At 59.3% G+C, this 15,362-nt stretch carries 16 protein-coding genes; 8 read left to right on the plus strand and 8 right to left on the minus strand.

The window, feature by feature from the left end; translation table 11 throughout:
• Positions 1–98: 98 nt before the first annotated feature.
• Positions 99–1,154 (minus strand): ornithine cyclodeaminase, encoded by a 1,056-nt coding sequence (locus tag MA07_RS21895; protein WP_036356776.1) that lies wholly within the window; start codon positions 1,152–1,154, stop codon positions 99–101.
• Between the two features lie 3 nt (positions 1,155–1,157).
• Positions 1,158–2,108: an arginase gene (gene rocF, locus MA07_RS21900; protein ID WP_036356779.1), complete on the minus strand. Its 951-nt coding sequence runs from the start codon at positions 2,106–2,108 to the stop codon at positions 1,158–1,160.
• A gap of 123 nt (positions 2,109–2,231) precedes the next feature.
• On the opposite strand from rocF, the gene MA07_RS21905 reads away from it, so the two are divergent.
• Together MA07_RS21905 and MA07_RS21910 are read left to right on the plus strand one after the other, a co-directional pair.
• Positions 2,232–2,669 (plus strand): Lrp/AsnC family transcriptional regulator, encoded by a 438-nt coding sequence (locus MA07_RS21905; RefSeq protein ID WP_036356783.1) that lies wholly within the window; start codon positions 2,232–2,234, stop codon positions 2,667–2,669.
• A gap of 87 nt (positions 2,670–2,756) precedes the next feature.
• Positions 2,757–3,149, plus strand: coding sequence for a RidA family protein (locus MA07_RS21910; protein WP_036356786.1), 393 nt, complete (start codon positions 2,757–2,759; stop codon positions 3,147–3,149).
• Positions 3,150–3,172: 23 nt separating this feature from the next.
• Here the strand turns inward: MA07_RS21910 and MA07_RS21915 are convergent, their stop codons facing one another.
• Positions 3,173–4,660 carry a sensor domain-containing diguanylate cyclase gene (locus MA07_RS21915; protein ID WP_052003422.1) on the minus strand — a complete coding sequence of 496 codons (1,488 nt, stop codon included), beginning with the start codon at positions 4,658–4,660 and terminating at the stop codon, positions 3,173–3,175.
• Between the two features lie 313 nt (positions 4,661–4,973).
• Here MA07_RS21915 and MA07_RS21920 point away from each other — a divergent pair, with 313 nt between their 5' ends.
• Complete coding sequence (locus MA07_RS21920; RefSeq protein WP_036356788.1) at positions 4,974–5,162, plus strand: hypothetical protein; 189 nt, start codon at positions 4,974–4,976, stop codon at positions 5,160–5,162.
• 57 nt (positions 5,163–5,219) lie between these two features.
• Here MA07_RS21920 and MA07_RS21925 read toward each other — a convergent pair whose 3' ends face one another.
• Positions 5,220–5,954, minus strand: coding sequence for a TerC family protein (locus tag MA07_RS21925; RefSeq protein ID WP_036356791.1), 735 nt, complete (start codon positions 5,952–5,954; stop codon positions 5,220–5,222).
• Positions 5,955–6,292: 338 nt separating this feature from the next.
• Here MA07_RS21925 and MA07_RS29770 point away from each other — a divergent pair, with 338 nt between their 5' ends.
• Positions 6,293–6,913, plus strand: coding sequence for a hypothetical protein (locus MA07_RS29770; RefSeq protein ID WP_152568975.1), 621 nt, complete (start codon positions 6,293–6,295; stop codon positions 6,911–6,913).
• A 37-nt stretch (positions 6,914–6,950) separates the two neighbouring features.
• On the opposite strand, the gene MA07_RS21935 is transcribed toward MA07_RS29770, so the two are convergent.
• Together MA07_RS21935 and MA07_RS21940 are read right to left on the minus strand one after the other, a co-directional pair.
• Positions 6,951–7,562: a transcriptional regulator gene (locus tag MA07_RS21935; RefSeq protein ID WP_036356794.1), complete on the minus strand. Its 612-nt coding sequence runs from the start codon at positions 7,560–7,562 to the stop codon at positions 6,951–6,953.
• A 56-nt stretch (positions 7,563–7,618) separates the two neighbouring features.
• Positions 7,619–7,885: a hypothetical protein gene (locus tag MA07_RS21940; protein ID WP_036356797.1), complete on the minus strand. Its 267-nt coding sequence runs from the start codon at positions 7,883–7,885 to the stop codon at positions 7,619–7,621.
• A gap of 173 nt (positions 7,886–8,058) precedes the next feature.
• Between MA07_RS21940 and MA07_RS21945 the strand changes: the two genes are divergently transcribed.
• Complete coding sequence (locus MA07_RS21945; RefSeq protein WP_036356801.1) at positions 8,059–8,439, plus strand: rhodanese-like domain-containing protein; 381 nt, start codon at positions 8,059–8,061, stop codon at positions 8,437–8,439.
• Positions 8,440–8,532: 93 nt separating this feature from the next.
• Here MA07_RS21945 and MA07_RS21950 read toward each other — a convergent pair whose 3' ends face one another.
• Together MA07_RS21950 and MA07_RS21955 are read right to left on the minus strand one after the other, a co-directional pair.
• Positions 8,533–9,033, minus strand: coding sequence for a lytic transglycosylase domain-containing protein (locus MA07_RS21950; protein ID WP_036356803.1), 501 nt, complete (start codon positions 9,031–9,033; stop codon positions 8,533–8,535).
• A gap of 219 nt (positions 9,034–9,252) precedes the next feature.
• Positions 9,253–10,467, minus strand: coding sequence for a polysaccharide lyase family 7 protein (locus MA07_RS21955; RefSeq protein ID WP_160195474.1), 1,215 nt, complete (start codon positions 10,465–10,467; stop codon positions 9,253–9,255).
• An 819-nt stretch (positions 10,468–11,286) separates the two neighbouring features.
• Between MA07_RS21955 and MA07_RS21960 the strand changes: the two genes are divergently transcribed.
• The 3 genes from MA07_RS21960 to MA07_RS21970 are packed head-to-tail and all read left to right on the plus strand — an operon-like array spanning position 11,287 to position 15,346.
• Complete coding sequence (locus MA07_RS21960) at positions 11,287–12,597, plus strand: UDP-glucose/GDP-mannose dehydrogenase family protein (RefSeq protein WP_036356805.1); 1,311 nt, start codon at positions 11,287–11,289, stop codon at positions 12,595–12,597.
• Entirely contained in the window at positions 12,518–14,110 is a 1,593-nt protein-coding gene (locus MA07_RS21965; protein ID WP_081929115.1) for a glycosyltransferase, read from the plus strand. The genes MA07_RS21960 and MA07_RS21965 overlap by 80 nt, the downstream gene beginning before the upstream one ends.
• 30 nt (positions 14,111–14,140) lie before the next feature.
• Positions 14,141–15,346, plus strand: a complete 1,206-nt coding sequence (locus tag MA07_RS21970; RefSeq protein ID WP_036356808.1) for a PilZ domain-containing protein — start codon at positions 14,141–14,143, stop codon at positions 15,344–15,346.
• Positions 15,347–15,362: the final 16 nt, after the last annotated feature.

The raw sequence follows: 15,362 nt of genomic DNA on the forward strand, positions 1-15,362 counted from the left end.
GGACCTAAGCAGAGCATAAAGGCTGGAGAGTGGGCGATTGAAGGTGTCGGCCCTCTGCAACCGCCTCAAATTCGCAATCCTGGAACCTTCGCAATCGATCACGCCGCATTCGGCGTGGCGGCAGCACGTAGAAGCATGCCGAAGAGGTCGCGGGGTTCGTCGGGGTCGGCCAGGAGGTCGAGTTCGTCGGAGAGACCCGTCTGCTCGATCTGGCGTTTCACGTAGCGCAGGGCTGAGAAATCCTCGATGGCGAAACCGACGGAGTCGAACAGGGTGATCTGCCGGTCGCCCGTGCGGCCGGGCTCGAGGCCTGCAATCACGCGCCACAGTTCCTTGACCGGATAATCCGCCGGAAGCTGCTGGATCTCGCCCTCGATGCGGGTCTGCGGCGGGTATTCCACGAAGATGTCGGAGCGCTTCAGGATGTCGGCGTGCAGCTCGGTCTTGCCGGGGCAGTCGCCGCCGACGGCGTTGATGTGGAGCCCTGAGCCGACCATGTTGTCGGTGAGGATCGTGGCGTTCTGCTTGTCCGCCGTGACGGTGGTGACGATCTGGGCGCCTTCCATCGCCTCCTCGATGGAGTTGCAGACCGCGATGCCAAAGCCGAGGCCTGCGAGATTGCGCACGCATTTCGTGCTGGCCGTGCGGTCGATGTCGTAGAGCCGCAGGGTGTCGACGCCGAGGAGCGCCTTGAACGCCAGAGCCTGGAACTCGGCCTGTGCGCCGTTGCCGATGATGGCCATCGTGCGCGCTCCCTTGGGGGCGAGGTGCTTGGCCGCGACCGCCGATGTGGCGGCGGTGCGAAGCGCCGTGAGAATGGTCATCTCGGTGAGAAGCACGGGATAGCCGGTTGCCACATCGGCCAGCACGCCGAAAGCCGTGACGGTCTGGCGTCCCTCGCGGGTGTTCTTAGGGTGCCCGTTCACATACTTGAAGCCATAGACCTCGCCGTCGCTGGTCGGCATGAGCTCGATCACGCCCTCCCGGCTGTGGGAGGCGACCCGCGGGGTCTTATCGAAGGATTCCCAGCGCCGGAAATCGGCCTCGATGCACTCCGCCAGCTCCAGCAGGAAGCGCTCCACGCCAATGGTGAGAACAAGCTTCATCATGTTGTCGACGCTGACGAAGGGGACGACGTTCAGTTTCAGGTTCATGGCTTAAGGGTTCTTTGGAGTATGGCGGTAGCTCTGGGTGGGACGGTCGAGCACGCGCCGGCCCATGAGGCTGGAGACGAGGTCGACCATCAGAAGGGCCGTGCGCCCGCGCTCATCGAGGAAGGGATTGAGTTCGACCAGGTCGATGCTCCGCACCAGGCCGCTGTCGTGAAGCATCTCCATGATGAGATGCGCCTCTCGGAAGGTGGCGCCGCCGGGAACCGTCGTGCCGACCCCTGGGGCAATGCCCGGATCGAGGAAGTCCACATCCAGGCTCACGTGGAGAATGCCGTCGGAGGCGGCCACGCGCTTGAGGAACGCGTCGAGGAGAGGCGCGACGCCGTTCTCGTCGATGGCGCGCATGTCGCGGACCGTGACGCCGGCTGTCGCGAGAGCGGCCCGCTCCGCCGGATCGACGCTGCGGATGCCCATCATGCACACGTTCTGCGGATTGAGCGGGTTGGTGACAGCCGGGAAGTAGCCATCGAAGCCCTTGAGGCCCGTTGCATAGGCCATCGGCACCCCATGGAGGTTGCCGCTCGTCGTAGTCTCAAGGGTGTGGAAATCCGGGTGGGAATCGAGCCAGAGTACGAAGAACTCGCGGCCCTCCTTGGCGGCCCGGCGGGCGAGCCCGGTCATGGACCCGGCAGAGAGGCTGTGATCTCCGCCGATAAAGATCGGCATGCCGTCGCCGCTTGCCTGATAGGCGGCCTCGGTGATGGCCTCGGTCCAGGCCACCGTTTCGGCTAAGGCCTTGATGGCGCCGTTCGGGTGGCGCACTTCGCGTTGGGGAGCAGGCGCGATGTTGCCGCGATCCTCGACCGCGTAGCCGAGATTGCGTAGCTCCGTCACCAATCCCGCCGTCCGGAAGGCGCTGGGACCCATGTCGCAGCCGAGCCGGCCGGCGCCCTCCTGCACGGGGATCCCGAGCACAATGCATGTGGTCGAAGCCATTCATCTCTCCCAATCCTGCCGTCAAGCTACCGGATCGCCTCGGCATAATGAACATGGTACTTTGACATAAAGCGCAGACCTTGTGATCATTCTGGCAAGCTCAGCTTACCATAGTGGTGCCCGATGGATGACCTCGACCAGCGCCTGATCACGCTCCTGCGGCACAACGGACGGCGGAGCGTCTCGGATCTTGCCATCGCCCTTGGCGCCTCCCGCGCGACGGTCCGGTCCCGCATGGAGCGTCTCGAACGGTCCGGCGATATTGTGGGCTATACGGTTATCCTCCGGGCCGATGCGGTGGCCTTGCCGGTGCGGGGCATCATGCTGATCGAGGTGGAGGGCAGGGCCGGCGACCGGGTGGTGAATGCGCTCGGCGGCTTTCCGCAGGTGAGCGCCATTCACACCACCAACGGCAAGTGGGATCTCATCGTCGAACTCGGTGCAACCAGCCTTTCGGATTTCGACGCCATCCTGCGGCGGGTGCGTCTGATCCCGGGCGTCATCGCGTCCGAGACGAATCTCCTGCTGGCAACGCCCCGCAGCACCCGCGCCAAGCTCTAGGGTCGCTTCCACAGCAGCAATGCCTCTCCGGACTGGCGCGACCGTCTCGAGTCGCTACAGTGTGGGTTGTTCTAAAGAGGGCCATCCATGTCCAAGGAAGTCGTCGAGGTTCCCGTTCTGTCTGAAGGCGTGCGCAAGGTGGGCGTGCCGCTGTCCATGGTGACGAGGGCGAACGGGTTCGTGTTCGTGTCGGGAACGCCTCCCTTCAACATGGAGAGCGGCGGTTTCGTGAAAGGCGACATCGAGGTGCAGACGGAAGCATGCCTCCGGGCGCTTCAACATTGTCTGGAGAGTGCCGGCACCTCGCTCGACAAGGTGGTCATGGTGCGGATCTACGCGGCCAATGCCGGGTTCTATGGCGCCATCAACCGCGTCTATGCCCGCTTCTTCCCGGAAAACCCGCCCTCGCGGACCTTTGTGCCGGTGGCGTCCTGGCCTATGGAGTTCGACATCGAGATCGAGTGCATCGCAGTTGCCTGACCCGCTTGGTCGAATAGTCCAGATCAGGCTGCTGCGTGCGGAAGCGATGTTCGGGATGGGGCGCTATCCTCACCGGGGCTGCGGACCGCGTTGCGGCCTGCGGCCTTTGCCACATAGAGGGCCTGGTCGGCGGCCTCGAGAAGGGTGTTCCTCTCATTGCCGCGGGACGGCTGCGCCGAGGCGACACCGATGCTGATCGTGACGATGTGGTAAGGGCTGCCCTCATGCGCCATCGCCATCGCGTTGATGGTCTCGCGAATGGCGTCGGCGATTCTCATGGCGCCGTTCAGATCCGTCTCGGGCAGGATGATGGCGAACTCCTCGCCGCCATAGCGGGCAGCGATGTCCCGAGGACGCCGGATGCTGGCGTCGAGGGTGCCGGCAATCGCGCGCAGAACCTCGTCGCCGCGGCCATGCCCATAGCGATCATTGAAGCTCTTGAAATAATCGGCGTCGATATAAAGCAGCGACAGGGCCGAGCCTGAGCGAACGGCCTGGCGCCACTCGCGCTCGAAGGTCTCACGGAAGGCGCGACGGTTCGGCAGACCTGTCAGGTCATCGGTTCTGGCGATCCGCCTGAGCTTGGTCTCGGCTCTCGTGCGGCGCTTCAACTCCCGCTGGAAGAGGAACGTCAATCCGACCACGGCACAGCAGAGCACCAGCGTCACGAGGCTCAGGACCAGGGCTTTCCTCTCCCAGGCGGCGAAAACCTCGTCCATCGACAGTGCCACGGTGAGCACGAGAGGATATTTCTCCAGCCGGCCGAAGGAGATGATGCGGTGGACGCCATCGATGGGAGATACCGAGTCGAATGTGCCGGACTTTTCCCGCAGGAGGCGCTGGACATGAGGGGAGCCGCCCAGATCCTGGTTGACCTGGCTCTCGTCGAAGGGATAGCGCGTCAGCAGGACGCCGTCGCCGCGGAAGAGATTGATGGCTCCATGACGGCCAAGGCTCAGGTGCTCAAACCGCTGATTGATCGTGTTCAGGGCAAGCGACCCGATGACCACCCCAGCGAAGCCGCCATTGGCGTCTGAGAGTCTTCGGCTGATCCCGATGGTGAGATCGCCGTGGGGGGCTTTGCTCCGGTAGGGGCGGCTGACGTAGAGGCCGAAGTGATGCGTGTTCTTGTGAGCCGTGAAGTACTCGCGGTCGGAGACGTTGAGCGATCGCGAGGCAATCACCGGTCCTGCATCGGCAATCAGGTTGCCGTTTTTGTCCACCAGCAGAAGGGCTGCCATGAAGTTGGCCGAAGCCGCGCGGTCGAACAGCATCCGGTACTGGAGATCGGGCGACAGTTGATGGGTGCTGAGGTGGCTCAGTCCCTCCATGGCTCCCTTCAGGGACAGATCGAGCAGTTCCAGATTGTTGTCGAGATCGCGGGCAATGGCGGTCAACACATTCCGAGAAGATTTTTCGGCCTCTTGCCATGTGCCGAGCCGATCCATCCAGAGCGTATGGGCGGAAATCCCGAGAATGCCGAGGGCAATCACGCCTGCGATCAGGTGCAAGTAGACTTCTGATAACAGGCGCTTCATTCGACGATACAACGATTGTGGTTGAATTTATTCTATAGGTGAAGGCAATGAAATGAGCCAACAGAATTATTGGGCGCAGGGCGGTAGCCATTAGTCTGTTGTGGAGACTGTCTCTGTTCTTAGAGGAATGTAAATGCCTCTAGGGCATGTCTTGTACCAAGTTCTAATATAACGGTTGATGTCTCATCTGGCGATGCTGTATCGATCACCCTGCGCAGCTTAAGAGATCCGCCATGAGAGGAGGGCGGTTATGTTCGGTCCTTCGCAGTCTCACAGGATATGGCGAATGATGAACGCCCTGATCGACGCTCGGCCGGAATGGGCCGACAAGGATGTCTTCGAAGCGGATCGTGAGAAAATCCTTCGGTATGGGGCCTCCATCGGGCTCAGCGTGGAGGAACTTCTCCGGATGACGGAGCCTGATGCCATCCTCGGTCTCTGGACTGCAGCCGAGGCCGCGCAGGCCGAAGATTGACCGTTCGAAGATGGAATTGGGCGCGGCCGGGAAATCTGCCGCGCCCAAACATTGCGGTTATCGGGTCTTCTTAGCTCTCCGCGAGAGCATGTTGAGGCCCTCGATGAGGGCCGAAAAGGCCATGGCTGCGTAGATATAGCCTTTGGGCACGTGTGCGCCGAAGCCCTCTGCGATCAACACCATGCCGATCATGAGCAGGAAGCCGAGCGCGAGCATGACGACGGTCGGGTTCGCCTGGATGAAGCGCGCCAGCGGATTTGCCGCCAGCAGCATCACCGTCACAGCCACCAGCACCGCAATCACCATGATCGGCACGTGATCCGTCATTCCAACGGCCGTGATGATGCTGTCGATGGAGAAGACAAGGTCCAGCAGCAGGATCTGTACGATGGCGGATGCAAAGCTCATCTGAGCCTTCTCCCCTTCGAAGAGATCCGGGCCCGGATCGGGATCCACATGGTGGTGAATCTCCTTGGTGGCTTTCCAGACCAGGAACAGGCCGCCTGCGATCAGGATCAGGTCGCGCCAGGAGAAGCCATGTCCGAAGGCGGTAAAGAGCGGCTCGGTCAGCTGAACGATGATTGCGATGGTCCCGAGCAGGCCGAGACGAAGAATGAGAGCCAGCCCGATGCCGATGCGACGGGCTCTGGCCTGCTGATGAGCGGGCAGCTTGTTGGTCAGGATCGAAATGAAGATGAGATTATCGATTCCGAGCACAACTTCCATGACGATGAGGGTTGCCAAGGCCGCCCATGCGGTTGGGTCCGCGGCAAGTGCAAATAGCTGGTCCATGAAGCCTTCCGTGTTTGCGAACCCTTATTTCGGATACTGCAGAGCTTGCACAAGGGCCAAGCCGTCTTTCTCATCCCTTTTGCATCACAAAAGATTGGATCGGAGATTTCAATCAGACCCCTATTCCAAGAGGCACTACAGCCAGGACCCTATCCTGAACAAGTAGCGGGCCTGCAGCAAAAGCTGAGCCTTTCTAGTAAAAAGTCTATACCTCACAGTGGTTTGTCCATGTCGCTCCTGAAATAAGCTGATCCGGTGGAACCCGCAATGACGGCACAAGCGTTCCTCTGTGACAGGAATGGAGTTGGGTTATGGCAGGGTCACCAGGACGTTGGCTGTTGACGGTGTCGCTTATCAGCGTTCTGTCGGCCGCAGCGCCCGTTCTTGCCCAGTCAGGGCGCCCCTGGGTCGATCCCCCGTCGGAGAACGACACCACACCATCCTCGTCGCCGACCCCTGCACCTGCAGTCTCTGCACCTGCGACCCCGGCGCCACAGGCCGCTGCCCCGGCGCCACCGCCATCGGCGCCTCAGCCCTCCTCGGCTTCCGCCTCCTCGGAGGCCTCGAAAGAGAAAGAGGCGGTCGCATCCAGATCCCCTGCCGAGGTTTCTCCACGCAAAGAGGTGGCAGGTGAGCAGGTCGAGCAGAAGACCGTAACCGAGCGCAAGGTACGCCGTTCAACCCAGCAGGCGCGCAGCGTCACGCGTCCCCAGAAGCGGGAAGAGCGGGCAGCCCAGCGGCGTGGTGAGCCAAGATTGGCGGTTTCCCAGGCGCGTGCCCCACGCAATGGGATCGAGCGACGGGCTCGGGTCACACGCTATGGATCGGCGCAGGAGGGAATCGATGCGGGGCTGGAGGTCATGCGGCTTCGGACAATTCAGCTTCCGGATGGTCGACGCATTGAGGTTCTGACCCGTCCCAGTCAGGACATCGCAGGCGAACTCCCGGACGGATACTAGATTCGAGCCCTGCTTGGGAGCCTCCCGGGGCGCCTTCTCAGAAGAGATCAACCCCATGCGAGGGTCGACTGGTCGTTTGATCGGCACCTGCAATCTCCCGAGCGCGACGGCGGATATCAAGCCAGAGGCGCTGTTCGCGGCGTGCATCCGCAAGGGCGCGGTGCTCGGCAGGGCCGAGTTCATCGTCTTTTCGCTGGGCCTGAGACAGTACCTTCTTCATGAGGCCATCATGAAGCTCAGCCGGTACGCCCATTCCGAGGAAGATTTCGTGCATAGTCTGCCGGTGAACGGCTTCCGTATCCGCAAGGCGCAGAGCATGCCGTGGGAGCCCGGCGGTTCGCAGCAGGCGGCTGAGCCATTTCCCATCCCACGACGGTGCTGTTGCATAAAGATCATACCCCGCGAGAGCGGACGTCATTCGCTGGGCGACATCCGCCACAGGCGCTCCCTCCGCCTGCAGCCGATCCCGCGAGATCCCGTGAATGGCTTCAGCCTTGAGGTCCCAATCGGTCCAGGTTGGATCGGGCCGAATGAGGTGGCTCTCCTCCTCGCCGTTTGAGAGAACCCAGGCCACCTCGATCGGATAGCCGTGCTTGCCTAAGGACGAAGCTTCGAAGTCCAGAAACGCGATCGTTGGCAAATCGGGCATTGCAGGTCCACTGTCCTCCAGCCTGTGCTTGTCACTGCAGCCTGCTCCGGTCGCCGCTAAACCTGAGCGGCCGGCGACTCTTCGATCAGCTGCGAGCGGATGGCCCGGAGCAAATCGTCATCGGGCAGGCTCGTCTCCCAATCTCCTGGGAGTTCGAGGCGCACCGACTTGGCTCCCCCCGATGGGGTGCAGACGACATGAACCTGATTGCGCGTGCCGTCGACGCGCGCGGCATCTGTTTTCTCGGGATCATTGCCGAGGCCGGCGAAAGCCTGAATGCAGGTCCACGTGATGCCCTCCGCATCGCTTACCTCACGAGGCATGTCATTGTCCTTTCAGGCATGCAGAATGCGCCAGTCCCGTTAACGCGTGAGGTCCGTCGATGCTCCAAAGAAGCAACTCATCACGTCTGAGACTTTATCTTCCTTGACACATTGCGCCCTCAGGCGGAGCCTCGCCCGGCTGCCAGACGGCAGAGCTCTGTATGGAGAGGACCATGGCGAAAAACGTGAAGGATCTGCTGGCCGAAGCGAACTCCTCAGTGCCCAGGCTGTCGCCAAATGAGGCTGCCGAGAAGATGCGCTCAGGCGATGTTCTCGTGGTGGATGTGCGCGATCCGACGGAAGTTCAGCAAAGTGGAAAGCTCAAGGGGGCGGTCAATGTCTCCCGCGGCATGCTCGAATTCCGGGCCGACCCGGAGAGCCAATATCACAACCCTGCCTTCCAGAAGGATAAAACGGTTCTCCTGCATTGCGCCTCCGGCGGGCGCTCCGCCTTGGCGGGAAAGACCCTGCAGGACATGGGCTATACGGCTGTATTCAACATCGGCGGATTTAAGGATCTGGCGGACGCGGGCATCGATACCGAGCCGGCCTGATTGAATAAGATCAAGTCTCGACGATGAAGACGCTCGGCCTCGTAGAAGGCCGAGCGTGGAGCGATAGGGTCTGAACTGACCTAATTGGCCATATCACTGCGCATTCGCAGATGTGAATGCCGAAGAGCGCGAGGTGCTTCCAACCGTCGAGATGGAGCCGGTCGACACTGGATCGGCAACGGCCGTGCCGAGTGCATGAAGCAGCCCCTTGCGCTTAGCCTCATAATAGTAGCCGCCTGCATAGAGGGCGACGGCCCGATCGGAACTGCCGCCGGCAACTTTATACGCGTTGGCAAGATATGGGACTGCGTAAGTGAGGTTGGTGTTGGCATCGAGCAACCCCGACGGGCTTCCGCGATATCCCATGCCGCGGGCCGTTGCGTAGCGGATCTGCATCAGGCCGAAATTGCCTTTGCTCAGTGCTCGCGGATTATAGTTGCTTTCCCTTCTGATAACCCTGTGAACCAAAGCCTCTGGAACGCCGTGGACCCTGGCATGCTGAGCGACAAGCGAGTTGATCGTCGTGCGATCCGATGCGGCGGCAGGCACGGAGCAGGCGACAGCCGCGCAGGCAAGAAGAAGACGAGAAATCATGCATATCCCCTTGGTTGGGGAAATTTCTCACCATCAATCGTGGCAATAGGAGGTCAGCTTGGCTGTAAGCTGCCGAAAACGGCGCATGCGAGCGCACGCAAGAGAGACACATCCGTTAAATATCGAGCCGTCTACCTTTTCCGGGTGAGAAGCCACTCGTCTCATCCGGCGATTGTCGCCCGATCATGGAGGACACGTCTAAAGCGGAGCGTTCTTTCATTAGATGACCAGGAAGTCGGCTGCCGTTAACTTCAGGCCTGCATCGACCTTGGCAAACTGGATGGCACGGGTTTGACCTGATCCATCAGAATCATAGAACAGACCGCCTGTCTTGTTGTTGTAGATAATGTGATCCTGCTCATCCAACGCCTTGGGTCCAACGACGAAGCTTTCCGCTGGCAGCCTTCCAGATTTAAGGTTCTTGAATACAGTGTCATTGAGGCGGATCGTATCATCCTTGACGCTAAAGTTCAGAATGACGTCAATGTTGCTGGGTCCGAGCCTCGTATCGAACGTGAAGGAGTCCTTGCCGGCCGAACCGACGAGAATGTCGTTCCCGCTCTTTCCCCAGATCATGTCGTTGCCGCCTTTGCCCTCGATCCTGTCGTTCCCGCTCGAGCCCGTGAGCTTATCGGCTTTGCCTGTGCCGGCGTATGTCTTCGACGTGGATGGTAGCCCGTTTGTCTTGAACAGCGCTTGAGGCGCTTTGACGGGGTGGCTGAACTTCAGATCGTAAAATGATGTTTGACCATAGCCAGTCCCCTGCGTTTCGTTCACTCCAAGGTACGTGCCTGCCTTGAAGTAGAAGGCATCGCTTCTCCATGCCTGATTGATATGGTCCGTCGCCGTATAAGTTTGACCGTCGGCCGAGACCGTTACTTTGACGCGGTCGGCTGTGACGTCGATCGAATAGCTAAATCTCTCATTGAGGCCGACGTTGGGCTTTGCGCCGGCCTTGCTGGTCAGAGCAAATTTCGTCTCCTGACCTGTGGCGCCGGCAATGTCATTGACGAAATAGAGGGTGCTCTTCTCCCAATAGAGGCGGACGAGCTCATCGTCCTGGCCATGAACCTGACCGACAACGATGCGCCCCTTTGCTCCATTGAAGAGAGTCGGAGCTTGGTCGATCTCGAGCGTTGCCTTCATGAAACCGCCTTCGGCGACGCTCCATGCTGCCCGTTCTGAACCGTGCATCTCCCGAAGCTCAGAGCGCGCATATCGTGATCCGCTCGTCGTTGCTCCTCCCACAGGAGCTTTGAAGACCATGGCTCCATCAGATGCGGTATAGAAGTACTTCGGGTTCACATAGCCATTGAGGTTCTTCACCTCAGAGGCAGTGCCTGAGACAGTGCCATTCCGGTCTGTTGGAAGAGTGATTTTCCAATAAGTTAGATTGAAATTGCGGCTCGGCGAAAGCGACGAATACAAAGCCATTGATGATGCCCCAGGTCCATGCATTTTTGATCGATCGAGTCTTGATGTAACTCTATTTGCTTTGGTGCCTTCTATAAAGCTGCACTTTCGATCGTATTATCGGAAGGGGCTTGCTTGAGAGTTTCGATGCCGAGAGGTGAAATTCTCTACCGGCAGCAATGGCGGTGTCAAAAGCCTATGGTGCACATGGTAAAGGCGCGCTGCCTGAGCCGCACGCTTTCAGCCAGCTTTCTGCGCTTCGCTCGTCCTGACGAACTGAGCACGCACCAAGGTGCAAAAGCCGATCGTAATGACCTCACTCAAACGGGTTATTCGATATATCGTCGCAATAACCTTCATGCGCCCCATCGATGGAAGTCTTCGACCTAGCGGGGGCATGCCCCTCAAAATTCTGATGCATACGGGGTGAATAGGGAATGCATTCCGATCTCGGTGCCGTTCACTAAGCTGGGATATCGGAAAGAAGAAACTCATGCAGTCCGATTTCTGAGTTGTTCACCGGCGTAGAGAATGCCTTCGGATTCTATCTGCAGTGTCCGCTTATACAATTCAATTGACCCAACTTGCAAGTCGAATTGTAGTATAACTGCAGAATATCTGCCGTGTGCGGTGCAGCATAATAATCAAGTGGGGGCAGGTACTCTTATGAGTTAAGTGGGATCTATTGATAGGAGTAGTTCTCTACTTAACCCCTAGGGGGTATCTCTCCAGCCGAAATAGTGAAGAGCTTTTGAGTAAAGCAGGAGTATTTATTGGCCTGCACCCGGCGCAATTCTATCTGGCGCCTCGATTTCACTGTTAGTTGGCAGGAACAGCCTAATGCAAATTAGTGTCTTTGGGATTGGCTATGTCGGAGCGGTCTCATCGGCGTGCTTGGCCAATGATGGCCATCACGTCATTGCAGTCGATCCGAACCCCCAGAAAGTGGGTCCGCTCAACGAGGGCATCAGCCCGATCGTCGAACCAGGATTGGGAGAACTGATACAAAGTGGGATCAGCAGCCGGCGCCTCATAGCAACCAGCGACGTTCGCGAGGCTGTCAACAGTACGGATCTATCGTTCGTTTGTGTTGGAACGCCTTCGCGTCCAAACGGCTCTCTCGACACCTCCTATGTCACCGCCGCGGCTGAGCAAATCGGTGCTGCGATCCGGGAGAAAAACTCGTTCCATTCAGTCGTCATGCGCTCGACGATCTTGCCGGGCACTATGGAGAGCATCGTTCTGCCTGCTCTCGAGCGCGCCTCCGGCCGTCAGGCCGGCGTGGGCTTCGGCGTCGCATACTACCCCGAGTTCCTGCGGGAAAGCACCGCGATCAGCGACTACTATGATCCAGGCGCAATCATCTTCGGGCGGCATGATCAGGCGACTGTTGATCGCCTGCTGGAGATCCATAAGATCTTCAAGGTCGAGCCCAGGATCGTTTCCATCAGAACCGCCGAAGCGGTGAAGTACACCAACAATGCTTGGCACGCTCTCAAGATCAGCTTTGCCAACGAAATCGGCAATATCTGCAAGGAGGCAGGCATCGACGGTCATGCCGTGATGGACGTGCTCTGTGCGGACAATCGGCTCAACATCTCCAAAGCCTACCTCAAGCCCGGCTTCGCGTTCGGCGGATCCTGCCTGCCGAAGGATCTGCGAGCCCTGCGTTTTGCTGCCCGGAAACTGGACGTCCCGACGCCCATCCTGGATGCAACGATGGACGCCAATGAGGAGCAGTTGCGGCGTGCATACTCGATGGTTGCTGCAACCGGTAAGCGCCGGATCGGCATCATCGGCTTGAGCTTCAAGCCGGAGACCGACGACCTGCGCGAGAGCCCGCTGGTGGAGCTTGCGGAGCGCCTCTATGGTCGCGGATACGACATCCGCATCTACGATCCGAATATTCAAGTCTCCAAGCTGACCGGCGCAAACCTTCAGTTCGTAAAAGCGCATCTTCCTCATTTGACGTCACTCCTGACGGCTGATGTCAACGAGGTCGTCGATCACGCTGAAGTGTTTGTCCTCGGGAATCGTGACGAAGCCAAGCGCCTTCTGAATGTCGTGCAGGATGACCGGCCTCTCATTGATCTCGTTCGTATCGACCAAGCAAGGTGCTCAGGTGACTTCTATCAGGGAATCTGCTGGTAATGGCAGTATCCGTCTCTCGGAGTCGATAGGGGCACATATCCTCTATGTGGTTGCGCTGGTGGCATTTGCTGCCGCGCTTCCACCTGGAGCATATGTTTCCGTCGGAGCCGGTGTGATCGGAGCCATCGGAATATTGGCCATGTGGCGCTACGGATGGGGGCTGCTGCACTTCATCCGTGCGCTCATCTTCCGGAAGCTGGTCTTTCCGCGTCAGCGGAAGGCTGCCGACGAAGCAGTCAGGCGCGATCCTCCCAATACGTTTCTTCTTGTGACGACGTTCCGGATCGACAGCGCGGTCACTACACGCGTTTACAGAGCAGCCTTCGAGGCTGCGTTGGCCGCGCCCGGAAAGGCCACGGTGGTCGCGTCGATCGTCGAGGCTGGTGATCAGCGGCTCATCAAGAGCCTGTTTCAGGCGGTATGCGGTCATCAGGACAAGGTGGACTTGGTCATCGTCAGGATCGCCGGGACGGGCAAACGGGATGCTCTCGCTTACGGCTTCAGGGCCGTCGCCAGGCGTGCTCCGGCGCCCGATGACGTCGTTGCCGTGATCGATGGTGACAGCATCGTTCCGCGCGATCTCGTGCAGAAGTGCGTCGGCTTCTTCCAGCTCGACTCGAACGTCGGCGCGCTCACAACCGATGAGTTGAGCGAAGTTCGCGGCAGCCGCATTTTTCAAGAGTGGTATGCCCTGCGGTTCGCACAGCGGCATACTCTGATGTCCTCCGTAGGTTTGTCTGAGCGGGTCCTGACATTGACCGGCCGCATGTCGATGTTCCGCGCAAGCATCGTCTGCAACCCGGAGTTCATCCGCCAGGTGGAACTCGATTATATCGATCACTGGCGCCTCGGCCGTTTCAAGTTTCTCACCGGCGACGACAAGTCGAGCTGGTTCTGGCTTCTGCGGAACGGCTATAAGATGCTCTATGTCCCGGATGTGGTCGTCCTGACGGTGGAGGACCCACCGTCGGAAAACTTCGTCTCGGCTGCAGCTATGCTGATGGTGCGCTGGTTCGGCAACATGCTGCGCACGAATTCGAGAGCTCTTGCTCTCGGACCTCGGAAAATCGGCTTGTTCACGTGGTGGTCGATCCTTGATCAGCGCATGTCGATGTGGACATCGCTCGTCGGATTCTTTGTTGCGCTTCTCGCCGCTATCTTCATCAGCGGGTACGCACTCCTTCTGTATGCACTCTGGATCCTGACTACCCGCTATATTCTGACCCTCTCTCTCCTGGCCTCTCGCCAAAGGGTGTCGGTTTTCTATCCCTTCCTTCTCTACTTTAACCAGATTTTCGGATCGCTGATCAAAGTCCACGTGACATTCCGGCTCGATCGTCAGAAGTGGACACGACAGAAGACGACCTCTGCGAATGTGGCAAAGCGCCCGCTGATCGCAAGCAACTTCATGTCAGCATACATGCACAGTGTTGCGCTTATCGCATTCGTATCGGTTTTAGCGTGGGGCATGAAGGTCCTTCCGACGCCAAATCCCATGTTCTTCCTTCCTTGATCACAGCGGTGCCGCTTGGAGAACGTATCAATGACGAAAATTACGCATGAGGCCGAGGTTCAAAGGCAGCACCCGCGCTATCGCCTGCCCGTGAAATGCATTCACAATGGAGCGCAACTCGCGGTCGTTGACGTTTCCGTGGGCGGCCTCGGGCTTCGCACCGGATCGTTGGACGCCAAGCCGGGCCAAGTGCTCGATCTCACGCTTGCCTTTCCATTCAGCGGTTATGAACTGACGCTGCCTATCAACGCGGAGGTTCGCTACGTCGCAAACGAGCATAACCGGATTGGTCTTCGCTTCGTCGATGTCTCTCCACGGCAGCATAGTCTCCTGCGATTCATCCTCGATGCCTATCTTGCCGGTGAGGTCGTGGAGGCAGGAGACGTGCTGGATGTCGTCGCCCGGCGCAATGAGGGAAAGACCCGGGAGGTTCCTCCGCGGCCCCAACCCCAAGGTTTCGTAGCCGGCCTCGCCCACCGCGGACGAAGCGCTGCGGGCTACGTTGGCCTCGGGGTGGCGACCTTGCTTCTCCTGGGCTTCATCGCAACGAGCTTGTTCGACCGCTTCTACTTGATCCCGGCTCAATCAGCCCAGATCACCGCCGATCTGGTCACTGTGCCTGCTCCATCGAACGGACAACTCACCTTCGTGGCTGCTGGAAGCGAGGTCAAAGCCGGTGAGCCGCTCCTGACGATCCAAGGCACGCAAGGCAACAGCATCGTCATCGATAGCCCATGCAACTGCGTGGTTCAGGCCCGATACAGCCGGGCTGCCAACTTCGTTCGGGAGGGAGCACCGATCCTTACGTTACGGGAGAAGACCAGCAACCCCTACATCACCGCCAGCATTCCGCAGGATCAGGCATTGCGGTTCTACAAAGGAGCCAATGCCGTGATCGAATATGCTGACGGCACCCGCGTAAGGGAGGCCAATATCGAGCGCCTGCCATCCTTCGAAGATCCTTCCCTTGCCGGGAGACTGATCGTCAGACTGGCCCCTGGTCGGGAACTCGGGGCGTCGACGATCGGTCAGCCTGTATCGGTGGTCTTCAATACGTTTCCCGGGTCCTCAATCGGGTCTGCCGTCGGCAAGCTCCAAACGGCTGTGAACTGGGCAGGAAACAAGATTGCAGCTATCCTGTCGAAGGACAGCGCGACGGCCAATGCACAAAAGAAGGCCACAGAGCCTCAAGGTGAGAATGGAAGGCGGCTAGCCGGGCTCAATTCCGGGGAATGAATGGGTCCGGGCCATC

Source organism: Microvirga sp. BSC39 (assembly GCF_000739015.1).
Lineage (GTDB): Bacteria > Pseudomonadota > Alphaproteobacteria > Rhizobiales > Beijerinckiaceae > Microvirga.